Below are 23,480 nucleotides of genomic sequence, written 5' to 3'. Positions count from 1 at the left end.
CAAGGCCTAGATCAAGAACGCCGATCCACGTAGTATTCCTAGCGGACGGGCCGTGCGACGGCAGCGAGCGCGGACGCCCCTCAGGGTCCGCGCCGGGTGCACCCCGATGTCCCTCATCCGCCCGGTCGGAGAGCACGGCCCCGTCCGACGCCGCGCCCGCCTGCGATGCGCGGCAGGCCCTCCGCTCGAGGGCCGTCCCCCGGTCGGTTTCCGGCCGCCGGCCCTCCCCGGCCGGATGCCGGAAACCGACCGTTCACGACGAGGCGAGCCGCTGTTCCCGGCCGCGGGCCGTCCTCAGATCCAACCGCGCTTGGCCGCCGTGACCCCGGCCTGGAACCGGTTCGTGCTGCCCATCCTCTCGAGGAGGGCGTTGACCTTGCGGCTGACCGTCCGCGTGCTGACTCCCAGGCGGCGGGCGATGGCCTCGTCCTTGATCCCGGTGGCCAACAGGCGCAGCAGCTCCCGCTCGTCGGAGTCCAGGTCCAGGGAGGACTCGTCGGCCGCGAACGCGGGGACCGACAGCTCCCAGGTCGCGGCGAACAGCTCGTCCAGCGCGTCGGTGAGCACGCTGGGACGCAGATGGAGGGCCGACGTCGCGACCTGCCCGGGCCCGCCGAGCGGGATCATCGCCTCTGATCCGTCGACCAGCAGCATCTTGAACGGCAGGCGGTCGCGCACCTTCGACTCCTCGCCGAGCTCGGCCATCGCCTCCAGATTGGCCATGTGGTCGGGGTGCGACAGCACCGAGGACTCGTAGACCACCCGCGTCCCCACCCCTCGCGAGAGCGTCGACTCCTCGGAGTCCTCCACCGGATTCGACTCGCCGAAGGGCGGCTTCTCGAAGACGCGGATCGTGCGGCGGGCGCCGCCGATGAGCCGGTTGAGGCCGCGGACCATCTCCGCCCTACCGGTCAGCTTCGCGACGACGGGGGAGGAGTCCTCCGCCTCGGCGCCGTGGCGGAAGTGCTTCCCCAGGGCGGGAAGCGACTCCATCATGGAGGATAGGTCCTCCTGCTGGCCGGTGAGGAGCGACAGGAGCGCCGTCTCCGGACTCCGGGGCAGGAGGCGCCCGTCGCGGACCTCGATCAGGGAGAGGGCCTCGAGCCGGGCCACGGCCTCGGCGAACTCCTCCCGGGAGAGGGCGCCAGCCGCGGAGGCCTCGTCGTAGGTGGCCGGAGAGGGGAAGTGGACCAGGAGGCTGTAGAGCTCCTGAGCGGAGGGCGGAAGAGCGGAAGAAGGCGGGGGCATGGCGGACCTCGGGCTGGACTGGGCGTGCGGGCGGCCGCTCGGCGGTGAGGCCGGCCGGAACCACCATCCTAATCGGGAACGGGCCGTCAACGCCCGGCGACCGGTCGGCGTAGCGGCTATACCGGCGTCGACGTGGGGCTCCGCGAGGCCGGTCCGCTGAGGGGCGCCCCGCAGGGCCCGCCCCCTCGGGGTGCGACCGCCGCACGGCGCCGTCCGTATCCCGGTGGCCGGGCCACCGGGACGGTCGTCACACGCCGATCGGATTGTGCTCCCACGTCTCGTCCACGCTGCGCTCCAGGGACTCGATCTCCTCCCGGGCGGCGGGAGCCGTCAACTCCTCGATCTCCGACCGGGCCCTGTCGCGGCGGCGCTTGGCGTAGATGCCCCCGCCGATGGCCGCAGTGGCCGCCAGCGCGCCTCCCGCGATGGCGGTCCACTGGCGTCTCCCTAGTCTCATCTCGTACCGTTCCTTTCCTCATCGGGCCGGTCTCATCGGGCCGGTGGTGGCCCATGCGGGGAATGGTAGGCGCGGAAGGGGACCCCGGTCCGGCGTCTCGGCAAAACGGCCCCCGCTCCCCGGCGGCGGCCGAAACGGCGACGCAGCGGCCGCCGGGCGTGTAATTACAACGGACCCGCCCCTCACTTCTTGCGGAGCCGGCGCCTGCTGATCGAGGCCAGAGCGCGTCCGCTCAGGCTCAGCGGGAGACGCCTCCCCACGGCCATGAGCGTCTTGTACCGCCAGCCGGGAACGCTCACGGCCTTGCCCCGTCGCATATCCGACAGGCCCTTGGCGACCACGTCCTCGGCGTTGAGCCACATCGATTTCGGCAGCTTGGACATGTTCATCTCGGCGCGCTGGTGGAACTCGGTGCGCGTGAACCCCGGACACAGCGCCGTCACGGACACTCCCCGAGCGGCGACCTCGGCGGCGGTGGCCTGGCTGAAACTCACCACCCACGCCTTGGACGCCGCGTAAGTGCTGCCGGGGAAGAACGCCGCCACCGAGGCCACGTTCACCACGCCGCCGCGACCGCGCTCGACCATCCCCGGCAGCGCCGCCAGCGTCCCGCGCAGGACGGCCTCCATGTGCAGCCGGGCCATGACCGCCTCCCGCTCGGCCGAGACGGTCAGAAACGGTTCGCTGTGGCCGAATCCGGCATTGTTGACCAGCAGGTCGACGCCCTCGCGGCAGCGCTCCTCGAGCGCCTGGACGCCCTCTTCGGTGGCTAGGTCCGCGACCAGCACCTCGGTCTCGGCGGGAAGCTCCTCGGCCATCTCGCGCAGGCGCTCGCCGTTCCTCGCCGAGAGGACGAGGTCGTGGCCCTCGTCGGCCAGGCGGCGGGCGAAGGCCGCGCCTATTCCGGCCGTCGCCCCGGTGACCAGGGCGACGGGACGTTTCTTTTCAGACATGCCATGAGGCTATCCCACAAGGGGATCGGCACGGTAGACCGCCCGAACCCGCGGGTAACCCGGTGGGGCTCAGATCCAACCGCGTTTGGCGGCCAGCAGCCCCGCCTGGAAGCGGTTCGTGCCGCCCATGCGCTCCAACAGCGCGTTCACCCGGCGCGACACGGTCCTCGGGCTGACGTGCAGGCGGCGGGCGATCGCCTCGTCCTTGATCCCGGCGGCCAGGAAGCGCAGCAGCTCCCTCTCCTCGACGCTCAGCTCGACGGCCGAGCGGTCCGCGGAGAAGGCCGGCACCGACAGCTCCCACAGTGCGGCGAAGAGGTCGGAGAGCGCCTCGGTGAGAACGCTGGAGTGGACCAGGAGGACCGAGTCGAAGGACCGGCCCGGCCGCCCCAGGGGGATGGCCGCCTCGTCGGAGTCGACCAGGAACAGGTGGAAGGGCAGGCGGTCGCGGATCCGCGACTCTTCGCCGAGTCCGGCCCTGGCCTCCATCCCGGCCACGCGGTCGGGCAGGGAGAGCACGGAGGACTCGTAGACGACCTGGACGGCCGCGCCCCGGCTGAGCGGGGACGGACCGGAGCCGTCGAAGGGGCCGGACTTGCCGAACGGCGGCCTCTCGAAGACCTGGACGATGTCGGCCGCGCCCTCGACGAGCCGGTTGAGCTCGCGCACGCTGTCTTCGCGTCCGGTGACCTTCTCGACCATCGGGGCGGTCTCCATCGCCTCGATCCCGTGCCGGTAGTGCTTGGAGAGCGCCGGCAGGGTCTCCATCATGGCGGTGAGGCTGTCCTGCTGGCTGGCGATCAGGTTGTACAGCGCGGACTTGGGGCTGCGCGGGTGGAGCCGCCCGTCGCGGACCTCGATCAGCTCGACCGATGCGAGGTGGGCGACGGCGGCCGCGAACTCCTCGGGGTCCATCTCCGCCGTCTGGCAGGCCTCGTCGGCGTCGACGGGCGCGGGGAGGTGGACGAGTGTCCCGTAGAGCTGCTCGGCGGCGGGCGGCAGTGCAGGACTGTGCGACATGGGTGACCTCTCGACAGGGCGGACGGCGAGGGGGAGTCGAGGGGCGGGTGGGGGAGGTGAGAAGTCATCCCATACTAGACTGCTGCTCAGGGGAAACGGAAGTCGACTCCAACACTGTGAAATTTCTGGATATCATGGCGCGTCCCGGAGGCGGCGAAAGCGGAGTCTGGCAGGCGTCCGGACGTGCGGCGCGACGGTGCGTCCCCCCTGATCTTGACGGGAGGATCCGGGGCATGTGTCCGGACGTGCGGCGCGTCGAGCGGCCCTGGGACTCGCCACCGTCCCCCGCCTCCGCGCGTCCGGACGCGCGGCGAACCGATCGTGTGTCACTTGGCGTGTCGTCCTGCGCGCCGTCCTCCGGGGCCGAATAATGTCCGGTATGGACTACACAAGGATCCGACGTTCCATCCTGGCCGCGCTGGCCGCGGCCTCCATCGCCCTGGTCGCCTCCGCCTGCGGCGGCGACGGCGACAGCGACTCCGGCAGCGGCTACGGCGCGCCCTCCACTCCGAAGGAGACGGACAGCCCCGACGAGACCGCCCCGGACTCCACCGCGGGCGCGGCGAGCCTGGAGGTCGCCGACTCCGACTACGGCCCCATCCTCACCGACGGGGAGGGCATGACCCTGTACCTCTTCACCCAGGACACGGGTGAGGAGTCCACCTGCTACGACCAGTGCGCCGAGAACTGGCCGCCGCTGCTGTCCGACGAGGACGCCGAGGCCGGGGGCGACCTGGACGGGGAACTCGTCGGCGACACCGAGCGGACCGACGGTTCCGAGCAGGTCACCTACAACGGCCACCCGCTTTACTACTGGCAGGGCGACGAGGAGCCCGGCGACGTGAACGGCCAGGGGGTCAACGACGTCTGGTACGTCCTCAACGCCGACGGCGACGCGGTCGAAGAGAAGATGTAGACGACGGCGACGCGTGGGGGCGGGCTCTGCCCGCCCCCACGCCCGCTCATGCCCCGGGCGTGGAAGTCCGGACGATCATCTTGCCGATGTTCGCTCCGCGCATCATGTCGAGGAAGGCGTCGAGGGTGTTCTCCAGCCCGTCGACGACCGTCTCGTCGTAGGCGACCTTCCCCTCGGAGAACCATCCGGTCATGAGCTCCTGGAACTCTCCCGCCAGGTTGAGGTGCGAACCGACCGTGAAGCCCTCCAGAGTCAGGCTCTTCTTGATGAGCTGGACCATGTTGTCCGGTCCGGGTTCGGTGCCGGTGGAGTTGTAGACCGAGATCGCCCCGCAGAGGGCCGCCCGGCCGCCGTCGTTGAACGCGTCGAGGGCGGCCTCCAGGTGGTCCCCTCCGACGTTGTCGAAGTACACGTCGATGCCGTCGGGAGCGGCGGCGGCCAGCTGCTCGCGCACCGGCCCGTTCTTGTAGTTGAAGGCCGCGTCGTAACCGTACTTCGAGGTCAGCAGCTCGACCTTCTCGTCGGAGCCGGCCGAGCCGATGACGCGGCCGGCGCCCAGGAGCTTCGCGATCTGCCCCACGGCGGTGCCGACGGCCCCGGCGGCGCCGGAGACGAACACCGTGTCGCCCTCCTCGAGCCGGGCGATCCGGGTCAGGCCGGCGTAGGCGGTCAGCCCGGTCATGCCGAGCATGCCCAGGTACAGCGACAGCGGAAGGCCCGGGACCTCGGGAACGGCCTTGAACCCGGAGGCGTCCTCCTGGACGACGTCCCTCCACCCGTACTGGTGCAGGACGACGGTGCCCTCCGGAAGATCATCCGAGGCGGACTCGACGACGCGGCCGATGGCCCCGCCCGTCATCGTCTCGCCCAGGACGAAGGGCGGGACGTAGCTCTTCTCGTCGCGCATGCGCCCGCGCATGTACGGGTCGACCGACAGGAACTCGTTCTCGACTCGCACCTGTCCGGGTTCGAGGTCGCCGTACTCGACGGACACGGTGCGGAAGTCGGAGGGCTCGGGCCAGCCGTGCGGCCGGGCGACCAGCTGGATCTGGGTGCTGAGAGCGGTGGACATGGGATCCTCCCTGGGCGGCGGACGCTCGGAGTGGCCGAGGCGCGCCGCTGCGGCTATTGTAGTGAACTGACCGGTCCACAATAATTCTGGATCGGTCAGTCCGCAAATCCGCAGGAGTGAGGAGAGCGCCACATGGGCCGGAGCCAGCAATTCGACACGGACGAGGCCGTCCGCGCCGCCCGTGCCCTTTTCTGGGAGCGCGGCTTCGAGGCCGCCTCGCTTCCCGAGCTGCAAGAGGCCACCGGACTGAGCCGGTCGAGCATCTACCACGCCTTCGGCAGCAAGCGCGGCCTCTTCGACGCCGCCGTGGAGAACTATCTCGACGAGGTCATCCGCCCCCGCCTGCGGCCCATGGCAGGGGACGAGCCCGACCCGGAGGCCGTCCGCGACTACTTCGAGGGCCTGCGAGCGGCCGTGCAAGAGGCCCACGCCGACCGGGCCGGCAACGGATGCCTGCTCGTCAACGCCGCCTGCGCGCCCGTGTCCCATGACCCCGCCCTCCGGGAGAAGGTCGCCGAGTACCGCGCCGAGCTCCACGCCGCGATCGCCTCCGGCGTGGACGCCCGCCTCCCGGGCAGGAGCGCCGCCGAGCGGGCCAGGACGGCCGAGGTCGCCACGGCGCTCAATATCGCCGCGCTCGTCATGACCCGCATCGACGTCGACGAGGCGCTGCGGATGGTCGACGCCGCGATCGCCATGCTCGATTGAGCCGGGGCCTCCGGCCCGCTGGTCCCGGCCCGACAGGCCCGGCCCGACGGCCCCGAACGGCGGAGAGGGGTCCGGGGCGGCGCCCCGGACCCCTCGTTCCCCCTGGGTGTTCGGATCAGTGCTTGAGCGATCCGGCGACGTAGTCGCCGCCGGGGTTGTGGACCACCGCGTTGATGCGGTTGAAGGCGTTGATGAGGGCGATCTGGGAGATGATCGCGGCCAGCTCCTCGTCGGAGAAGTGCGCGCGCGCCTCGGCCCAGGTCTCGTCGCTGACGCCCTCGTAGGCGTCGGCCAGGCGGGTGGCCTCCTCGGTGACGGCGAGGACGGCCCGCTCGGCGTCGGTGAAGCAGTTCGCCTCCTTCCAGGCGGCGATCATGGCGAGCCGAACCGGCGTCTCGCCGGCGAGGGCGGCGTCCTTGACGTGCATGTCCACGCACACCGAGCAACCGTTGATCTGGCTGGCGCGGATCATGGCGAGGAAGGCGAGCCCCTCGTCGAATCCGGAGGCCTTGGCGATGGTCCCGGCGACGTTCACCAGCGCGCCGACGGCGGCCTTGCCGGTGGAGGTGGCGTAGAAGTCCATACGAGCTTCAGGTTGCATCGTTCTGCCTTTCGTTGTGTGTTCGCTGTGTTCGGGTGTCGGGTGTTCACTTCTCCGGTCTGGGGCGCAGGCCGTGGAACTTCGAGGGGTTGCGCACCGCGTCGACGGTGGCGATCCGGCCGTCGGCGATGCCGAGGTGGAAGACCGTGTTGTTCTCGCCCCCTTGGACGACGGCCAGGGCGGGTTCGCCGTTGATCAGGGTGAGGCGGTTCTCGCCCCCGGGGTACTTCGCGGCGACGCCGGCGAGGAAGCGGGCGATGTTCGCGGCGCCCTCGATCGGATTGAGGGCGGCCCGGACCACGCCGCCGCCGTCGGTGGTGAGCACGGCGTCGGGGGCGAGCAGGTCCATGAGCGCGTCGAGGTCGCCCTCCCCGGCGGCCCGCGCGAAGGCCTCGGTGATCCGGCGGTGCTCGCCGGGGTCGACGTCGAAGCGCGTCCGGCGCTCCCGCACGTGGGCCCGGGCCCGCGCGGCCAGTTTGCGGCAGGACTCGGTGGACCGGCCGAGCGCCTTGCCGACCTCGGGGAACGACAGGGAGAAGACGTCGTGGAGGACGAACGCCGCCCGCTCGGCGGGGCTGAGGGTCTCGAGGACCACCAGCATCGCCCAGGAGAGCGAGTCGGCGAGGCTCAGGGAGTCGGCCGGGTCGGGGGCGGTCTCCACCGGCTCGGGGAGCCAGGGACCCACGTAGGACTCGCGCTTGCGGCGGACGGATCGGAGCATGTCGAGGGCGAGGCGCGAGGTCGTGGTGACCAGCCAGGCCGTCACGTCCTCGATCCGCTCGGCGTCGCTGTTCTGCAGGCGGATCCAGGCCTCCTGGACGGCGTCCTCGGCCTCGGTGACGGTGCCGAGCAGGCCGTAGGCGACTCCGACGAGGCGGGGCCTCAGGCTCTGGTACGTCTCGGCCAGTTCGGCTTTCGCGTCATGCTTCTGTTCGTTCACACAAGGAGGACGGGACAGCGCCGCGAAACGTGACACTCGGGGCCGAAAAGTGTCCGCTGTCACCAAACGGGGGCGGGGCGCGAATGTGCCGTTCGCGCCCCGCCCCGGGGTGTTGTGCGGAAAGTACTCGGCCGGTCTACCGGACGCCGACCGGCTGTCGCTCCGGTTCGGCCTCGGGCTCCCTCTCGACGGTCACGTGCGGCAGCACGCGGTCGAGCCCCTTGGGCAGCCACCAGGCGGCGCGTCCCATGAGCCGCATGAGGGCCGGCATGGCGAACGAGCGGATCACGAAGGCGTCCAAGAAGATCGCCACGGCCATCCCGATGCCGAACTGCTGCATCATCCGCACGTCGGAGAGGATGAAGGAGGCGAACACCGCGATCATGATCGCGGCGGCGGCCGTGACGACCGAACCGGTGGACGCCAGCCCCTTGCGGACGGCGTGCGCCGCGTCGCCGGTGCGCGCCCACTCCTCCCTCATGCGGGAGACGAGGAAGACCTCGTAGTCCATCGACAGGCCGAAGATGATGGCGAACAGCATGATCGGCACGAACGCCTCGACCGGGCCCGGCTCGATCCCGAACAGCCCCTCCTGGAACACGAGCGTGACCACGCCGAGGGAGGCGCCGATCATGAGGACGTTGAGCACGGCGGCCTTGAACGGGATCAGGATCGAGCGGAAGACCACCAGCAGGATCAGGAACGACAGGCCCACGACGAACAGCAGGAACAGGCCCATGGAGTCGGCGATGGCCTCGCTGAAGTCGAGCGCCGCCGCCGTCTGGCCGCCCAGCAGGTGCTCGCCCGGCTGGTCCGGCAGGACGTCCTCGCGAAGGAGGTGCACCAGGTCGATCGTCGACTGCGAGTTGGGGCCCTCCTCGGGGAAGACCGTCGACATCCACAGGCCCTCCTCGACCGGGAAGGCGGGCGTCACCTCTTCCACCCCGGGCGTCCCGGACAGCGCCTCGGCGGTCTCCGCCGCGTCGGCCTCGGTCCCGTCGGTGGAGACCAGCAGGGGGCTCAGGGACCCCTCGCCGAAGCCCTCGACCATGAGGTCGTGGGTCTGGCGGGTGGGCAGGTTCGGGGAGTCCGAGCCCGCGTCGGCGAAGCCCAGGCGCATGGAGAGCACCGGGTAGGCCATGGCCGCCAGGATCGCCCCGACGAGGACCACCGACACCACCGCGTGGCGTTCGACGAACCGCGACCAGCCCCACCAGCGGGACCTCTCCTCGCCTCCGCGCTTGGCGGCGCGTTTCAGGATCGTCTTCTCTAGGCGCCGTCCGAACAGGGCGATCAGCGAAGGCAGCAGGGTCACGGCGGCGGCCATGGTGAACAGCACCGTCACCGCGACGCCGAGCGCCATCGCCTGCAGAGAGGAGAGCCCGGTCGCGTACAGGCCGAGCAGGGCCACCACGACGACCGACCCGGCGAAGAGGACCGAGCGGCCGGCGGTGTCGATCGCCCTGTCCTCGGCCTCGGCGCGCGAGGCGCCGGAACGGATCTCGGAGCGGAACCGGGCGAAGATCAGCAGCGCGTAGTCGATGCCCACGCCGAGCCCGACGAGGAACATGACCGCCGACTGGTAGGTGGGCAGGGTGACGAGGTTGGACAGCAGGGCCACGACGCCGAACGCCCCGCCCACGGCGAACACGGCGGTGATCAGCGGCAGGGACGCGGCCAGGAAGGAGCCGAACATGAACACGAGGATCACCAGAGCGGCGAGCATGCCCACGCCCTCGGCCGCGCCTCCGGCGTCGTTCTCCTGCACCTCGCTGACGACCGAGCCGCCGGCGGCGGTCTCGAGCGAGTCGGCGCGGTGCTCCTCGACGATGTCGAGCACGGCCTTCGCCTCGTCGTCGCCGCCGTCGAAGGAGACCGTCGCGAAGGCGATCCGGCCGTCCTCGGAGATCTGGTAGGGGTTGTCCAGGGGGGAGTCGACCCCGGTGACGCCGTCGGCGGCCTCCAAGTCGGACACCAGGTCGTCCACCGCCGCGGACTGGGACTCGATCCCGTCGGGGGCCTTGAGGGCGACGTCGATCGACGGCTCGTTGAGGGAGGGGTCGACCTCGGCGAGGCGGTCGGCCAGTTCCTGGGACTCCGATCCGGGCAGGGAGTGGTCGTCCTCGAAGGCCGACCCCACCGCGGCCATGGAGCCCAGCAGGCCGACCAGGAGGACCGCCCACAGGGCCAGCGCGAGCCAGGGGCGGCGGCGGGTCCAGGCCGAGAGGCGGACCATGACCGAGCCCGGGCGCTTTGCGGGAGCTGAATTCTTCATGCCCACAACTGTCCTGGCCGGGGAGGGTCGGGCGCATCGGCCGAGGGCCGACACTTGCGCCGGGACCGGCGGAGTAGCCTGTGACGCCGGAGTACTCCCACGGGAGTACGCGAGTGCCCCGGAGGGGGCGGGGAACGCTGTCTCAGCCCTCGCCGTTGGCCCAGCCGGGCAGCACCATCCCCGACTCGTAGGCCGTCACCACCAGCTGGGCGCGGTCGCGGGCGCCGAGCTTTTGCATGATCCGCGAGACGTGCGTCTTGGCCGTGGCGGGGGAGATGTACAGGCTCCGGCCGATCTCGTCATTGGAGAGGCCGGCGGCCACGAGCCGCAGCACCTCGTTCTCGCGCTCTGTCAGGGACCCCAGTTCCGGACTCGGCTTGGGCTGGCGCACCTGGGCGGCGAACTCGGCGATGACCTTGCGGGTCACGGAGGGGGAGATGAGCGCGTCCCCGGCGGCGACGACTCGGACGGCCTCGACGAGGTCGTCGGGGTCGATGTCCTTGAGGAGGAAACCGCTCGCCCCGGCGCGCAGGGCGCGGTAGATGTACTCGTCCTCGGTGAACGTGGTGAGGATGATGACTCGCGATCGGGAGAGGACGGAGTCGCCCTTGATCGCCTCGGTGGCCTCCAGCCCGTCCATGCCGGGCATCCGCACGTCCATGAGGACGATGTCGGGTTCCAGTTCCCGCACCTTCCGCAGCGCGTCGGCGCCGTCGCCGGCCTGTCCCACGACGGCCAGGTCGTCCTCGTCGTCGAGGATCGAGGAGAACCCCGCCCGCACCAGCCGCTGGTCGTCGGCGATCACTATCCTGACGGTCACTTCTTCACCGGCCACGTCGCCTCCACCACGGTTCCCCCGCCCTCTCGGTTCCTGATGGACACTCTACCGCCCCGCTTGGCGGCGCGTTCGCGCATGCCCTTGAGCCCGTTGCCTTCCTGCCCCACTCCGCCGACCCCGTCGTCGAGGACGGTGACGCTCAGGTCGCCGTCCTTGAAGGCCAGGTCCACCGAGAGGAGGCTGGCGTGGGCGTGGCGGACGACGTTGGTCACCGCCTCCTGCACCACGCGGTGGACATCGGCCTCCAACTCCGGTTCCAGCGGCGGGAGGTCGCCCTTCTCGAAGCCGACGGTGAGCCCGGCGCCCTCGGCGGCGGTGAGGAGGCCCGGCAGGTCCGCCAGGCCGCCGCCGGCGGCCGGTCCGCCGGACGAGCGGAGCACGCCCACGATGGAGCGCAGCTCTTTCAGCGCCGTCTGCCCCGTGTCGGCGATGACGTCGAGCGTCTCCGAGGAGTCGAAGCCGGGGTCCTTTCTCTGCTTGCGCCGTGCGGCGACGGCCTGCACGCGGATCACCGAGAGGTGGTGGCCGACGGCGTCGTGCAGCTCCCGGGCGATGCGGATGCGCTCCTCGTCGACGGCCCTGTCGCGGACGGCGGTCATGCGGGCGTCGGCCTCCGCGCGGTACTGGCGGTTCTTGTGCACCCAGGCGCCGAAGAAGACCACCGCGGCCATCCATCCGACGAAGAGCATCAGCGTCGAGGGCGCGACGTGCGCCCAGCCGGTGACCACCTCGCCGGTGACCATGAGCGCCAGGGGGACGCTGCAGATGAGCGCCGCCGCGAGGGTGCGCCCGGAGGCGGCGACGGTGTATATCGCGGCGACGAAGGCGAGGAGGACCGGTCCGTCCACTCCGGAGAGCGGATAGTAGCCCAGGGAGGCCGCCGCCGTCACGATCCCCACGGTGACGGGGAAGGCGCTGCGGAAGTAGAGGGCGAGGCAGGACACCGCCAGGAGGATCCAGCTGACCGGTTCGTTGATGCCTCCCGGTTCGCCCGGGCCGGGGTACTGGACGGCGATCAGGGTCCAGACCACGATGAGGACGGTGAGCCCGGTGGCGATGAGGAAGTTCCCCATGCCGTCCTCGGGCGTCCGGGCCGCGGCGGTGTCCCGCTCCATGGCGCTTCCTAGGCCAGTCCCGCGCGGCGCAGCGCGTCGGCCATGGCGCCCTTGGGCTCCTCGCCGCGGCGTCCGTCGCGCTGGCGTCCCTTGGGCTGTCCGCCCTTGCCGCCCTGGCCTTTGCCGCCTTGGCCCTTGCCGCGGCCCTGCCCGCCGGCCTTGCCCCCGGCCCCGCCGGAGGGCGCGGCGTCGGCGTCGGAGCGCATGGACAGCGAGATCCGCTGCCTGTCCAGGTCGACGCCGGTGACCTTGACCTTCACGATGTCGCCGGACTTGACGACCTCGCGCGGGTCGGAGACGTAGCGGTCGGCCAGCTGCGAGATGTGCACCAGCCCGTCCTGGTGGACGCCGATGTCGACGAAGGCACCGAAGGCGGCCACATTGGTCACCTGGCCCTCGAGGACCATGCCGGGCTTGACGTCGGCGACGGTCTCGACGCCCTCCTTGAAGGCGGCGGCCTTGAACTCCGGACGCGGGTCGCGGCCGGGCTTGTCGAGCTCGGCGAGGATGTCGGCGACGGTCGGGACGCCGAAGGCGTCGGTCGCGAAGTCCCGCGGCCGCAGCGACTTGAGGGTCGCGGTGTCGCCGATCAGGTCGGCGACGGACTTCCCGGTGGCCTCCGCTATCGCCTCGACGACCGGGTAGGCCTCCGGGTGCACGGCCGAGGCGTCCAGCGGGTTGGCGCCGCCCCGGACGCGGAGGAATCCGGCGGCCTGCTCGTAGGCCTTGGGCCCCAGGCGGGGCACCTCCAGCAGCTGGCGGCGGTCGTTGAGGGGGCCGTTCTCGTCGCGCCACGAAACGACGTTGGCCGCCACCGTGGAGCTGAGCCCGGAGACCTGCGCCAGCAGGGGGGCCGAGGCCGTGTTGACCTCAACGCCCACGCCGTTCACCGCGTCCTCGACGACGCCCTCCAGCGAGCGCGACAGTTTCGACTCGGTGATGTCGTGCTGGTACTGGCCCACGCCGATGTGCTTGGGCTCGATCTTGACCAGTTCGGCCAGGGGGTCCTGGAGGCGCCGGGCGATGGAGACGGCGCCGCGCAGCGACACGTCGAGGTCCGGAAGCTCTTTGGTGGCGTAGGCGGAGGCGGAGTAGACCGACGCCCCGGCCTCGCTGACGACGAGTTTGGCGACGGTCCGCTTCGCGGCGAGGGCCTTGACCAGTTCTCCGGCGAGGCGGTCGGTCTCGCGGGAGGCGGTGCCGTTGCCGATGGCGATGAGTTCGACCTCGTGCTGGTCGGCCATGGCGGCGAGGGCGGCCAGGGCCTGGTCCCAGCGGTTCTGCGGCTGGTGCGGGTAGACGGCGGTGGTGTCGAGGACGGCGCCGGTGGGGGAGACGACGGCGACCTTGACGCCGGTGCGGTAGGCCGGGTCGAGCCCCATGACGGCCTTCTGCCCGGCCGGAGCGGCCAGGAGGAGGTCCTTGAGATTGGAGCCGAACACGGTCACGGCCTCGTCCTCGGCCTTCTGCCACAGGCGCATCCGCATGTCCACGCCCAGCTTGACGAGCAGGCGCGTGCGCCAGGCCCAGGAGACGCAGCCGGCGAGCCACTTGTCGGCGGCCCGGCCCTGGTCGCGGATGTCGAAGCGCTTGGCGATGGCGCCGAGGAAGACCGAGGCCTCCGCGTCCTCGGAGTCGGGGACGAGCTCGATGGAGAGGACCTCTTCCTTCTCGCCGCGCATGAGGGCCAGCACGCGGTGCGAGGGGAGGGTCGCGAACTCCTCGGCGAACTCGAAGTAGTCGGAGTACTTGGCGCCCTTCTGGTCGGCTCCCTCGCGCACAGTGGACGCGAGTTTTCCGCGCGACCACATCATCTCGCGCAGTTCGCCGACGAGGTCGGCGTCCTCGCTGAAGCGCTCGGTGAGGATCGACCTGGCCCCGTTCAGTGCGGCGGCGGTGTCGTTGATCTCGGCCTCGGGGTTGAGGAACTCGGCCGCGGCGGTCTGCGGGTCCCGGGTCGGGTCCTCCAGGAGGGCGTCGGCCAGCGGCTCCAGACCGGCCTCGCGCGCGATCTGAGCCTTGGTGCGGCGCTTCTTCTTGTAGGGGGCGTAGAGGTCCTCCAGGCGCGCCTTGGTGTCGGCGGCGTTGATCTGGGCGGCGAGTTCGTCGGTCAGCTTGCCCTGCTCGCGGATCGACTCGAGCACCGCTTCGCGGCGCCCGTCGAGTTCTCTCAGGTACTCGAGGCGTTCGGCCAGGGTCCTCAGCTGTTCGTCGCTGAGGCCGCCGGTGGCCTCCTTGCGGTAGCGGGCGATGAAGGGGACGGTCGAACCCTCGTCGAGGAGGGACACGGCCGCCTTCACCTGGTGCGCACCGACTGACAGCTCTTCGGCGATGCGGCGGTCTACAGATCCGTGGTTTGATTCGGTCACGTGAAGATTCTGCCAGAGGGGGCCGACTGTGACCCACCCGAACCCGAAACCCGACCCCGGTGTGGACGCCCGGATCGGGGCAGGGTAAGGTTTTTCCTGTCGCCGCGAACGGAGACGGTCACAGACCGGGTCCGGGAGGGTGAATGCGGATGTAGCGCAGTTGGTAGCGCGACACCTTGCCAAGGTGTAGGTCGCCGGTTCGAGCCCGGTCATCCGCTCTGGAACTCCTCGGAGTTCCTCCGGTCCGGGATTGACCTCCGGATCTGGGGCGATTAGCTCAGCGGTAGAGCACTACCTCGACACGGTAGGGGTCACTGGTTCGATCCCAGTATCGCCCACCACCGGCCTACACGGTGGAGTGGCCGAGAGGATAGGCAGCGGCCTGCAAAGCCGTCTACACGGGTTCGAATCCCGTCTCCACCTCCAATTCTTCGGTGAAGAAGGAAAGCGCGCTTCGGCGCGCTTTTTTCTTGCCCTCATCCGGCCCCGCCGTCCTCCTCGCATTTCTTCGCTCGCTCTTTTCCCGTTCACCCTTTCCTCGCCCCCCCCTTTCTCCTTCCCGGATTCCGCTCCCCGCCGCGCTCCGGTCGTCACCCGCCTCCTCCCCGGCGGCGGCGCCCCGGGAATAGAATGGATAATGGAAATCGTTTTCAAACTGTTCCGGACAACGGCGAACCACCCGAAGGGGGAGACATGCGAGAGGGCATCCACCCGCAGTACGACTACGTGGTCTTCCGCGACGCGAGCGCGGACTTCCAGTTCCTGACCAGGTCCACCATGACCTCCGAGAAGACCGTCGTCTGGGAGGACGGCGCGTCCTATCCGGTGGTCGACGTGCAGATCTCGTCGGCCTCGCACCCGTTCTGGACGGGCAAGAGCAGGACCTACGAGGAGCAGAGCCGCGTGGCCAAGTTCATGCGGAAGTACGGGAGGGAGCCGAAGTAGGCGACCGCCCGTCGGGGGCCGGGGCGTTTCCGCGTTCCGGCCCCGAAGCTCTCCGGGCCACTTCTCAGAACGGGTGTGCGAAACGGACATTTGCGCGTTCGGCGCCCGCACCCGCCCGATTCTGGAAAAATCCGGTGCAGGCACACCCGACCGCAGCCGAGGAGCAGAGCGATGACCGACCCGACGCGCCGATTCCAGCAGCCCGAGGACCACTACGAGGTCGGTCGCTATTCCGGCGACGGCGGCTCCAAGAGCGTCAACGCCGGACGCCTGTGGGCCGGGGGAGCGGCCGCTGCCGTCGTCGCGGCCCTGGTCGCGCTCGTGGGGATCCTCCTCATCCGCGGGGTCCTCTCCGTCGACATCCTCGCTCCGGCCGAGGCCGGCGCCTACGGCACCGCCACGACCACCACCTACGTGGTCGTCTCCGCCGCCGCGGCCCTCGCCGCGACCGCCCTGCTGCACCTGCTGCTGATCTCGGTGCCCGACCCGCGCAGCTTCTTCAACTGGATCGTCGTCCTGGCCACGCTCGCCGCCGCGATCGTGCCGTGGACCGTCTACGCGGGCTACCCGCCGAAGATCGCTACCAGCCTCCTCAACCTCGTCATCGGGCTGAGCATCCTCTCCATCCTCAACTCCGTGGGATCCTCCGCGGCGAGGGCCTTTCAAGGCAACGGGTGACGAGTGGGCCGAAACGGTCCGAATGAGGGCCGGATCATAGTCCCCGGGGTGCCTGCGAACGCCCGGAGAACGGTCCCCTAATATTGTTCTCGTTGCTCGGGGCGATCCGAAAAGGGCAGAACCGAGTACGCGGACGTAGCGCAGTTGGTAGCGCGACACCTTGCCAAGGTGTAGGTCGCCGGTTCGAGCCCGGTCGTCCGCTCCAAGGATCCCCGCCAGGGGGTTCGCAGCGATTCCGGAGGGTACGCCCTTGGGATTCGTCCCCGGACGATTAGCTCAGGGGGAGAGCGCTACCTTGACACGGTAGAGGTCACTGGTTCGATCCCAGTATCGTCCACCGATGGAAACCGGTCCTTTTGCGAGGGCCGGTTTTCTTTTCGTCCGATTTCCCCGTGCGCTTTCCCGGCAGTTCCTGCGGGCACCGACTCGGACTTCCGGTGCCGGTTCCCGACTGCGCCGGACGTCACCCCGGCCTCCACTTGCCGTCCGGCCAGTTAAGTCCGGATCATGGACTGGTGGCCCAGATCTTCGACTACTCGCGCTTCCGGAGCGTGCTCGCGATCCCCCGGTTCAAGCCGCTCGTGCTCGGCGGCTTCTTCCTCCGCCTGCCCTACTCGGCGGCGAGCATCACCCTGACCCTCTTCGTCCGATTCGGCCTGGGGGAGAGCTACTTCGCCGCCGGGCTCGTCGCGACGCTGTTCGTCCTCGGCCAGGCCGCCGGGTCCACGCTCATGGGCCGCATCTCCGACCACTTCGGACTCCGCGCCGTCCTGGCGGTCACGACCCTCTCCAGCACCGCGCTCTGGGCCGTCTTCCCGTCCCTCGGCCTCCCCCTGCTGTTCGCCGTCGCCTTCCCCGCCGGGCTCCTGTCCATACCCGTCTTCGTGGTCGTGCGCCAGCCTATCGCGGCCATGGTGCCCGAGAACCTCCGCCGCACCGCCTACGCCGCCGACGCCGTCAGCGTCGAACTGGCCTTCGCCATCGCCCCGGCCACCGCCACCGTCCTCGTCACGGCCCTCGATCCGCAGCTGGCTCCCCGCGTCATCGCCGCCGCCGTGCTCCTGTCGGGGACGCTCATCTGGCTGCTGAACCCGCCGACGGGCCTGCCCGAGAAGAAGGCGGTCGAGCCCGCCGCGCCCGAACCGCCCCTGCCTCCGCTGCGCCAGTGGTTCACCGTCCGCCTCGCCGCGCTCATGGTCATGGCCTTCGGGATGGCCTTCTGCTTCTCCGGCACCGACATCTCGATCGTCTCGCACCTGGAGGCAAAGGACCAGATCGGCATGGCCTGGGTGCCACTCGCCCTGTGGGCCCTCTACTCCCTTTTCGGCGCGCTCATGCTCGCCGGCTCCCACCGCCGGGTCTCGCCGCTGGTGCTGCTGTTCATCCTCGGAGTGTGCACCGCTCCGCTGGGGCTCAGCGGGTCGTGGTGGATCCTCGCCCTGGTCATCATTCCCTCGGGGTTCTTCACCGCCATGTCGGTGGCCGCGGCGACCGACCAGGTCTCCCGGATCGCCGAACCGCGCGTCCAGGGCACGGCGATGGGGATGCAGGGCTCCGCCATGACCATGGGAGCGGCCCTCGGCGCCCCGGTCGTCGGCTGGGTCGTGGAGACCTTCGGCGCACAGTGGAGCTTCACCGCCACCGGCTTCGGGGTGCTGTGCGCCGCCCTGGCCGCCGCGGCCCTGACCGGCGTCGGCCGGATGCGCGCCCAGCCCCGGCGCGAGCTGCAACCGGAGGCGGCCTGACCAATCGGGGACGCGATAACGCCCCCTCAGGGGGGCGAGCTATTCCGGAGGCGCCCGGGCGGAACGGCGGTCCGCCTAGACGGACTCCCGAACCCATTCGGTGCCCTCGGAGTCGGTGAGCACGTCGCCGACCTGCGGTTCCGGAGCGGACGAGCCCGGCTCCACCGTGAAGTCGACCGTCACGGCCTCCCGGTCCGGCACCGGGTACTCCAGTTCCGCGACGAAGTGCCACACCTCGTCGGTCGAGTCGTCCTGGAGCCGGACGGTTCCCTCCGGAAGCTCGGCGGCGCCCTCCGAAATGCGCACCACCGAGCCGTCCGCGTCGAACTCGAGCACCGGGTCGAAGGGGCCGTTGCCGTACTGGCCGCGCCACCGGCCCTCCAGGAAGGAGACCTCGGAACCGGAAGGCTCGGCGGCGAATATCGCCAGCGCGTTGGCCACCTCCCTCTGGTTGCCGAGGAACCACGGGTCGGTGGGAGTGTTGCGGACCTCTATCGAGCCGTCCTCGTCGGCGGTTCCCAGCAGGCTGGATCCGCCGCCGTCCAGGTTGAGCGCGTCCACCGCGTCCTTCTCCATCATCAGCGCGCCCAGCTCCCTGAGCGAGAGACCCGCGCCCTGCTCTTCGCCGACCGTCAGCATGTAGAGCTCGTCGGCGGCCTTGTTGTAGCCCACGGCGGACCTCACCGCCGTGTTCTCCGGCCGTCCGTCGTCACCGATCTCGTCCTCGGAGAGCCCTTCGACCAGGCTGCCGTCGCGCACGATGGGCATTCCCCCCACGGCCGTTTCGATGTCGCCGTCGGGGGAGACGAGCCTCCAATCCGTGGTGATGTCGTCGCCCGGCTCCAGCCCGCGGAGGAAGTCGGCGCCCGCGTCCCTGCCGAAGAGGGCGTACTCGCCCTCCCCGCCGCCCACGGCCGGCACCGTCGACTCGCCGAGGACCTTCCCGTCGCGGACCAGGAGCGTATAGGTGTTGTCGCTGCAGGGGGCGTCGCGCGCCTCTTCGTTGCCGCAACCGGCCCGCGAGAAGTGCGTGCCGCCCCACTGGTGGTCGAAGTACCCGATGCCGTCGGTCGGCAGCCCGTACTGGTTGGCCCCGTCCAGTTTCCGCTCCCCGCCGTCGGTGACGACCTTCCCGTCGAGGTCGAGGGTCGTCATGATCGGGGTCCCGTCGCGGAAACCCAGGACGCTCTCGTAGGGCGAGCTCTCGGGGCGCGTCGGCCCCATACGCTGGCCGGCCGGAACGGCTGCCTTGACGAACGACTCCCCGCCGGAACCGTCCTGCCGGGACCCGTTGTGGGCGATCATCGGCCCGGACGGCGCGTTGGTGCCGATCCAGTCATCCTCGCGGTTGTTGAAGAAGTCTCCGTTGATCACCGCGGCGGCTCCGGCGTCCTCCGCCATGTTCGACGGCTCGTCGGTCGCCGCGATGGCATCCGGAACGAGCACGTCCGCCGAGACGTGGTTCTCGCCGATGGCCACTGTTACCATGTGCACCGGCTCCCCGTTGTAGGAGAACGACTCGTACACCAAGCCCGGAGCGACCTCTTCCGTCACGTCCGGGGGAGTGGAGCCCTCGGTGAACCCGCCGCCGTCGCCCCCGTCCTCGTCGCCGAACTCGCAGGCGGCCAGGGCCAGAACGGCGGCGATGGCCGACGCCGTCCCCAGGGCCGTTCGTTTACCGTTGTGTCGCAAGGAAGTGCCTCTCGTAGCCGATGGTCCGCTCCACCATAGGAGGCCCCGTCCACCGCACGAGGCGCTACGGTGGCCGCGGCAACTGCGACGGCCCGCCTCTATTCTGGGGCCGTGGACTCTTTCTGGAACACGGTGGCCGGAGCCGTCGCGGCGATCCTCGCACTGTGGGTGCTCTTCGCCGCCGCCCTCCTCCTCTACGGCAGGCGGTACGGCGTCCCCGGACTGAAGAGCCTGCTGCGCCTCCTGCCCGACGTCCTCACCCTCCTGCGACGCCTCGCCACGGAGAAGGACGTGCCCCTGCGCACCCGCATCGGCCTGTGGGCGCTGCTCGGATACCTCCTCCTGCCCTTCGACCTGATTCCCGACTTCCTCCCCGTGATCGGCTGGGCCGACGACGTCGTCATCGCGGTCCTGGCGCTGCGCCTCATCTTCCGGAGCCTCGAGCCCGAGGGCGTGCGACGCCATTGGCGCGGCTCGGAGGACTCGCTGGCCGTGCTCCTGCGCCTAACCGGCACCGCCTGAAGGCACATCCCCAAAGCCGAACCTTCTCCAACGAAAACGAACACTCGGCATGATCCGCGATCACCCTGACACCACTATGGAAGCAGCCATGGATATTGACGCATGGGACATCATCGTGCAACAATCTCACATATTCACCCAAAATTACACAAAAACCATCATGAGAGGGAGTATCAATGTCGATGTCCCGACGCACCTTCATGGCCGCGGGCGGCGCGCTCGCGGGAGGAGCCGCCTTCGCCGATCAGAAACGGGCCTTCGCGCAGGAGGTAGGCTCGGGCCCCTCCGACGGTTTCGACGGCGACGAGTGGCGCAACGCTCCGCAGCTGTTCGAAGTGGGCCGCGAAGACCCGCGCGCCAGGCTCGTTCCCCACCGCAACCTCGGCCATGCCCGCTCCCCGATGTCCGCCACCCGCGAGCGCCCCGCGCCCCACCGCGACGAGTCCGACTCGCCGTACTTCCTCTCCCTCAACGGCGAGTGGCGCTTCCACTGGGCCGAGAACCCCGACCACCGTCCCGAGGGATTCGAGGCCGTCGAGTTCGACGACGGCGGGTGGGACACCGTCCCCGTCCCCTCCAACTGGGAGATCGAGGGCTACCGCGAGCCGATCTACTTCAACATCCACTACCCGTGGTACGGCTACGAACAGCCGGACGCCCCCGACGTCCCCCTGGCTTTCAACCCCGTCGGCTCCTACCGCCGCGTCTTCACCGTTCCCAACCGCTGGAAGGGGCGCCGGGTCCTGCTGTCCTTCCAAGGCGTGAAGTCCAACTGCTTCGTGTGGGTCAACGGACGGAAGGTCGGCTACAGCGAGGACTCCTTCACACCCTCCGAGTTCGACGTGACCGACGCCCTGACCGACGGCGAGAACACCCTGGCCGTCCAGGTGTTCCGGTGGTCGGACGGTTCCTGGCTGGAGGACCAGGACATGATCGACCTCTCCGGCATCTTCCGCGACGTGTTCCTCTACGCCGTCCCGGAGGTCGGACTCCACGACGTCTTCGCCCGGGCCGAGATGACCGGCGAGCTGAGCGCCGCCGTGGCGGTCCGCAACCGGGCCGGGGGCGAGGCTTCCGGCTACCGCGTGGACGCCGAGCTCTTCGACGCCGCCGGCGATCCGGTCTTCGGCGAGCCGCTTTCGGCGCCAGTCGACTTCGCCGGGGGAGCGGACGCGACGGTGGACCTCGCCGCCGCCGTCGAATCGCCGCGCCTGTGGTCGGCCGAGGACCCGAACCTCTACACCCTCGTCCTCTCCCTCCACGGCCCCGGCGGGCCCGCCGACGTCCACAGCGTCCGCGTCGGTTTCCGGACCGTCTCCTGGGGCCCGGGCGAGTTCACCGTCAACAGCGCACCGATCGTCCTGCGCGGCGTCAACCGCCACGAGACCGATCCCGACACCGGCCAGGCCATGACCGAGGAGCGCATGCTGGAGGACCTGCGTATCCTCAAGCGGCACAACGTCAACGCCGTCAGGACCTCGCACTATCCCAACGATCCGCTCTGGCTCGACCTGTGCGACGAGTACGGGATCTACGTCGTCGACGAGGCCAACGTCGAGACCCACGCAGTCCGAGACTGGCTGCCCGCGGGCCTTCCGGAGTGGACGGACAACTGCGTCGACCGCATGCGATCCATGGTGGAGCGGGACAAGAACCACCCCTCGGTGATCGTCTGGTCCCTGGGAAACGAGGCCGGCGGCGGCGACAATTTCGCCGCCATGGCCGACTGGGCGCGCGAGCGCGACCCCTCCCGGCCGATCCACTACGAGCAGATGAACTCCGTGGCCGACATCGAGAGCCGCATGTACGCCTCGCCGGGCTGGGTCGAGGACTACGGGAAGTCGGGAAACCCCAAGCCGTTCCTGCTATGCGAGTACTCGCACGCCATGGGCAACAGCTCGGGGAACCTCCCGGAGTACTGGGAGGTCATCGAGCGCTACGACAATCTCCACGGCGGTTTCATCTGGGACTTCGTCGACCAGGCGATCCGACTGCCCGTTCCCGGCGGCGAGGGCACCTTCCTCTCCTACGGGGGCGACTGGGGCGAGGACTACCCGACCGACGAGGTCTTCTGCTGCAACGGCCTCATAGCCGCCGACCGCGCCCTGGAACCGGAGATCCTGGAGGTCAAGAAGGTCTACCAGGCTATCGGAGTGAGCGACCGGGACGCGGGCGCCGGGCGGGTCCTCGTGGCGAACAAGAACCTCTTCACCGACCTCTCCGCCTATGAACTGCGGTGGGAGGTCCTGCGGGACGGCGAGACCCTTGAGGAGGGGGCCTTTGACGCCCCCGCCGTCGCTCCGGGCGGGGAGGCCGAGGCGTCCGTGCCGCTGAGTCCTCCGGCTGCCCCCGAACCAGGGGCGGAGTACCACTTGACGGTCCGCTTCGCTTTGAAGGAGGACGCGCCGTGGGCCGATGCGGGGCACGTCGTCGCCGCCGAGCAGCTGGCCCTGCCCTGGTCCGCGCCCTCGCCGGCCGATCCGGACGTTCCGGCGCTCGACTGGGAGGAGACAGACGCGGCCGTCACGGTCGCCGGCCCCGCTTTCCGGCTCGTCCTCGACAAGGCCTCCGGAACCATCGCCTCCTACGAGTACGAGGGCCGGGCGCTGCTGTCGTCGGGGCCGGAGCCGAACTTCTGGAGGGCGCCGCTCGACAACGACCGGGGCCGGGGCGCTCACGATTCGCTCGCCACGTGGCGGAGCGCCGGAGCCGACCGCACTGTCACCGAGGTCTCGGCCGAGGGGGTCTCCGAGGGCGAAGTGGCCGTCGACGTCGCCGCGACGCTCCCGACCGCCCCGTCGGAGTCGGTGTGGCGGACCCGGTTCACGATCCGCGGCGACGGCGAGGTCCGCGTCCGCCAGGTCCTCGAACCCGGCTCCGGTCTTCCCGAACTGCCGCTCGTGGGAACCCTGCTGACCCTTCCGGAGGGCTTCGAGTCCTTTTCCTGGTTCGGTCGGGGCCCTCACGAGAACTACCGGGACCGCCGGTCCAGCGCGTTCTTCGGCCGATACGAGTCCAGCGTGGAGGAGCAGTTCTTCGGCTACGTCCGGCCCCAGGGGGCCGGCAACGTCACCGACGTTCGCCGGGCCTGGGTCACCGACGGAACGGTCGGACTGCTCATAGAGGCCGAACGCGGCGAGGACGGCTTCCGGCCCCTTGAAGTGAGCGCACTGCATTACCGGCCCACGGATCTGGAGGACGTGCGCCACCCGCACGAGCTCGCTCCCCGCCGGGAGACGGTCGTCGGCGTCAACTACGCGCAGATGGGTGTCGGCGGCATCAACTCGTGGGGTGCCGCGCCGCTGGACCGGTACCGGCTGTGGGCCGACCGCACCTACACGCACGTGTGGCGGTTCCGCCCGACTGGGTCCTGACGCGCCGCGCCC

General features: G+C 70.2%; 19 protein-coding genes and 5 tRNA genes. 12 read left to right on the top strand and 12 right to left on the bottom strand.

Annotated features, from left to right (window positions below):
- Positions 1-294: 294 nt before the first annotated feature.
- The 4 genes from ACFTE1_RS10305 to ACFTE1_RS10290 form a co-directional block, all read right to left on the bottom strand.
- Entirely contained in the window at positions 295-1,248 is a 954-nt protein-coding gene (locus ACFTE1_RS10305) for a LuxR C-terminal-related transcriptional regulator (protein ID WP_380622163.1), read from the bottom strand.
- Positions 1,249-1,495: 247 nt separating this feature from the next.
- Positions 1,496-1,705 carry a hypothetical protein gene (locus ACFTE1_RS10300; protein WP_380622165.1) on the bottom strand — a complete coding sequence of 70 codons (210 nt, stop codon included), beginning with the start codon at positions 1,703-1,705 and terminating at the stop codon, positions 1,496-1,498.
- A gap of 182 nt (positions 1,706-1,887) precedes the next feature.
- Positions 1,888-2,658, bottom strand: a complete 771-nt coding sequence (locus ACFTE1_RS10295; RefSeq protein WP_380622167.1) for an SDR family NAD(P)-dependent oxidoreductase — start codon at positions 2,656-2,658, stop codon at positions 1,888-1,890.
- 69 nt (positions 2,659-2,727) lie between these two features.
- The gene (locus ACFTE1_RS10290; RefSeq protein WP_380622170.1) at positions 2,728-3,678 is read right to left on the bottom strand and encodes a helix-turn-helix transcriptional regulator; all 951 of its coding nucleotides are present in this window, start codon (positions 3,676-3,678) and stop codon (positions 2,728-2,730) included.
- A 379-nt stretch (positions 3,679-4,057) separates the two neighbouring features.
- Here ACFTE1_RS10290 and ACFTE1_RS10285 point away from each other — a divergent pair, with 379 nt between their 5' ends.
- Positions 4,058-4,594, top strand: coding sequence for a COG4315 family predicted lipoprotein (locus tag ACFTE1_RS10285; RefSeq protein WP_380622172.1), 537 nt, complete (start codon positions 4,058-4,060; stop codon positions 4,592-4,594).
- 46 nt (positions 4,595-4,640) lie between these two features.
- On the opposite strand, the gene ACFTE1_RS10280 is transcribed toward ACFTE1_RS10285, so the two are convergent.
- Positions 4,641-5,666: an NADP-dependent oxidoreductase gene (locus tag ACFTE1_RS10280; protein ID WP_380622174.1), complete on the bottom strand. Its 1,026-nt coding sequence runs from the start codon at positions 5,664-5,666 to the stop codon at positions 4,641-4,643.
- A gap of 132 nt (positions 5,667-5,798) precedes the next feature.
- Here ACFTE1_RS10280 and ACFTE1_RS10275 point away from each other — a divergent pair, with 132 nt between their 5' ends.
- Positions 5,799-6,374 carry a TetR/AcrR family transcriptional regulator gene (locus ACFTE1_RS10275; RefSeq protein WP_380622176.1) on the top strand — a complete coding sequence of 192 codons (576 nt, stop codon included), beginning with the start codon at positions 5,799-5,801 and terminating at the stop codon, positions 6,372-6,374.
- 115 nt (positions 6,375-6,489) lie between these two features.
- Here the strand turns inward: ACFTE1_RS10275 and ACFTE1_RS10270 are convergent, their stop codons facing one another.
- From ACFTE1_RS10270 to ACFTE1_RS10245, 6 genes are all read right to left on the bottom strand, one after another.
- On the bottom strand, positions 6,490-6,975 hold the full coding sequence (locus tag ACFTE1_RS10270) for a carboxymuconolactone decarboxylase family protein (RefSeq protein WP_380622178.1): 486 nt from the start codon (positions 6,973-6,975) through the stop codon (positions 6,490-6,492).
- A 46-nt stretch (positions 6,976-7,021) separates the two neighbouring features.
- Entirely contained in the window at positions 7,022-7,915 is an 894-nt protein-coding gene (gene sigJ, locus ACFTE1_RS10265) for an RNA polymerase sigma factor SigJ (RefSeq protein ID WP_380622180.1), read from the bottom strand.
- A 136-nt stretch (positions 7,916-8,051) separates the two neighbouring features.
- Positions 8,052-10,190, bottom strand: coding sequence for an MMPL family transporter (locus tag ACFTE1_RS10260; RefSeq protein ID WP_380622182.1), 2,139 nt, complete (start codon positions 10,188-10,190; stop codon positions 8,052-8,054).
- 142 nt (positions 10,191-10,332) lie between these two features.
- Positions 10,333-11,025, bottom strand: a complete 693-nt coding sequence (locus ACFTE1_RS10255; RefSeq protein ID WP_380622184.1) for a response regulator — start codon at positions 11,023-11,025, stop codon at positions 10,333-10,335.
- Positions 11,007-12,143, bottom strand: a complete 1,137-nt coding sequence (locus ACFTE1_RS10250) for a sensor histidine kinase (protein ID WP_380622186.1) — start codon at positions 12,141-12,143, stop codon at positions 11,007-11,009. Before ACFTE1_RS10250 ends, ACFTE1_RS10255 begins: the two co-directional genes overlap by 19 nt.
- A gap of 8 nt (positions 12,144-12,151) precedes the next feature.
- Positions 12,152-14,512, bottom strand: coding sequence for a Tex family protein (locus tag ACFTE1_RS10245; RefSeq protein ID WP_380622189.1), 2,361 nt, complete (start codon positions 14,510-14,512; stop codon positions 12,152-12,154).
- A gap of 145 nt (positions 14,513-14,657) precedes the next feature.
- Between ACFTE1_RS10245 and ACFTE1_RS10240 the strand changes: the two genes are divergently transcribed.
- The 8 genes from ACFTE1_RS10240 to ACFTE1_RS10205 all read left to right on the top strand — a co-directional run bounded on the left by ACFTE1_RS10240 (position 14,658) and on the right by ACFTE1_RS10205 (position 17,880).
- A tRNA-Gly gene (locus tag ACFTE1_RS10240) sits at positions 14,658-14,730 on the top strand.
- A gap of 48 nt (positions 14,731-14,778) precedes the next feature.
- A tRNA-Val gene (locus ACFTE1_RS10235) sits at positions 14,779-14,853 on the top strand.
- 11 nt (positions 14,854-14,864) lie between these two features.
- Positions 14,865-14,938, top strand: a tRNA-Cys gene (locus ACFTE1_RS10230).
- A gap of 267 nt (positions 14,939-15,205) precedes the next feature.
- Positions 15,206-15,457, top strand: a complete 252-nt coding sequence (locus ACFTE1_RS10225; protein WP_380622192.1) for a type B 50S ribosomal protein L31 — start codon at positions 15,206-15,208, stop codon at positions 15,455-15,457.
- 171 nt (positions 15,458-15,628) lie between these two features.
- Positions 15,629-16,135 carry a DUF6069 family protein gene (locus ACFTE1_RS10220; protein ID WP_380622194.1) on the top strand — a complete coding sequence of 169 codons (507 nt, stop codon included), beginning with the start codon at positions 15,629-15,631 and terminating at the stop codon, positions 16,133-16,135.
- A gap of 129 nt (positions 16,136-16,264) precedes the next feature.
- A tRNA-Gly gene (locus tag ACFTE1_RS10215) sits at positions 16,265-16,340 on the top strand.
- A gap of 60 nt (positions 16,341-16,400) precedes the next feature.
- Positions 16,401-16,472: transfer RNA gene (locus ACFTE1_RS10210), tRNA-Val, on the top strand.
- A 178-nt stretch (positions 16,473-16,650) separates the two neighbouring features.
- Positions 16,651-17,880 carry an MFS transporter gene (locus tag ACFTE1_RS10205; protein WP_380622196.1) on the top strand — a complete coding sequence of 410 codons (1,230 nt, stop codon included), beginning with the start codon at positions 16,651-16,653 and terminating at the stop codon, positions 17,878-17,880.
- A gap of 75 nt (positions 17,881-17,955) precedes the next feature.
- Here the strand turns inward: ACFTE1_RS10205 and ACFTE1_RS10200 are convergent, their stop codons facing one another.
- Positions 17,956-19,572 carry a phosphodiester glycosidase family protein gene (locus tag ACFTE1_RS10200; protein ID WP_380622199.1) on the bottom strand — a complete coding sequence of 539 codons (1,617 nt, stop codon included), beginning with the start codon at positions 19,570-19,572 and terminating at the stop codon, positions 17,956-17,958.
- A gap of 111 nt (positions 19,573-19,683) precedes the next feature.
- Here ACFTE1_RS10200 and ACFTE1_RS10195 point away from each other — a divergent pair, with 111 nt between their 5' ends.
- Together ACFTE1_RS10195 and ACFTE1_RS10190 are read left to right on the top strand one after the other, a co-directional pair.
- Positions 19,684-20,094, top strand: coding sequence for a YkvA family protein (locus ACFTE1_RS10195; protein WP_380622201.1), 411 nt, complete (start codon positions 19,684-19,686; stop codon positions 20,092-20,094).
- Between the two features lie 176 nt (positions 20,095-20,270).
- Positions 20,271-23,468, top strand: a complete 3,198-nt coding sequence (locus tag ACFTE1_RS10190) for a glycoside hydrolase family 2 TIM barrel-domain containing protein (RefSeq protein ID WP_380622203.1) — start codon at positions 20,271-20,273, stop codon at positions 23,466-23,468.
- Positions 23,469-23,480: the final 12 nt, after the last annotated feature.

Source organism: Salininema proteolyticum, from assembly GCF_042685645.1.
Taxonomy (GTDB): Bacteria; Actinomycetota; Actinomycetes; order Mycobacteriales; family Micromonosporaceae; genus Salininema; species Salininema proteolyticum.
This window is presented reverse-complemented; position numbering and strand designations above follow the sequence as displayed.

What these genes read in the sequence shown, in the direction of transcription:
- ACFTE1_RS10305 (WP_380622163.1), bottom strand. Translation starts at nt 1,248, where the DNA reads ATGCCCCCGCCTTCTTCCGCTCTTCCGCCCTCCGCTCAGGAGCTCTAC.
- ACFTE1_RS10300 (WP_380622165.1), bottom strand. Translation starts at nt 1,705, where the DNA reads ATGAGACTAGGGAGACGCCAGTGGACCGCCATCGCGGGAGGCGCGCTG.
- ACFTE1_RS10295 (WP_380622167.1), bottom strand. Translation starts at nt 2,658, where the DNA reads ATGTCTGAAAAGAAACGTCCCGTCGCCCTGGTCACCGGGGCGACGGCC.
- ACFTE1_RS10290 (WP_380622170.1), bottom strand. Translation starts at nt 3,678, where the DNA reads ATGTCGCACAGTCCTGCACTGCCGCCCGCCGCCGAGCAGCTCTACGGG.
- ACFTE1_RS10285 (WP_380622172.1), top strand. Translation starts at nt 4,058, where the DNA reads ATGGACTACACAAGGATCCGACGTTCCATCCTGGCCGCGCTGGCCGCG.
- ACFTE1_RS10280 (WP_380622174.1), bottom strand. Translation starts at nt 5,666, where the DNA reads ATGTCCACCGCTCTCAGCACCCAGATCCAGCTGGTCGCCCGGCCGCAC.
- ACFTE1_RS10275 (WP_380622176.1), top strand. Translation starts at nt 5,799, where the DNA reads ATGGGCCGGAGCCAGCAATTCGACACGGACGAGGCCGTCCGCGCCGCC.
- ACFTE1_RS10270 (WP_380622178.1), bottom strand. Translation starts at nt 6,975, where the DNA reads ATGCAACCTGAAGCTCGTATGGACTTCTACGCCACCTCCACCGGCAAG.
- ACFTE1_RS10260 (WP_380622182.1), bottom strand. Translation starts at nt 10,190, where the DNA reads ATGAAGAATTCAGCTCCCGCAAAGCGCCCGGGCTCGGTCATGGTCCGC.
- ACFTE1_RS10250 (WP_380622186.1), bottom strand. Translation starts at nt 12,143, where the DNA reads ATGGAGCGGGACACCGCCGCGGCCCGGACGCCCGAGGACGGCATGGGG.
- ACFTE1_RS10225 (WP_380622192.1), top strand. Translation starts at nt 15,206, where the DNA reads ATGCGAGAGGGCATCCACCCGCAGTACGACTACGTGGTCTTCCGCGAC.
- ACFTE1_RS10220 (WP_380622194.1), top strand. Translation starts at nt 15,629, where the DNA reads ATGACCGACCCGACGCGCCGATTCCAGCAGCCCGAGGACCACTACGAG.
- ACFTE1_RS10190 (WP_380622203.1), top strand. Translation starts at nt 20,271, where the DNA reads ATGTCGATGTCCCGACGCACCTTCATGGCCGCGGGCGGCGCGCTCGCG.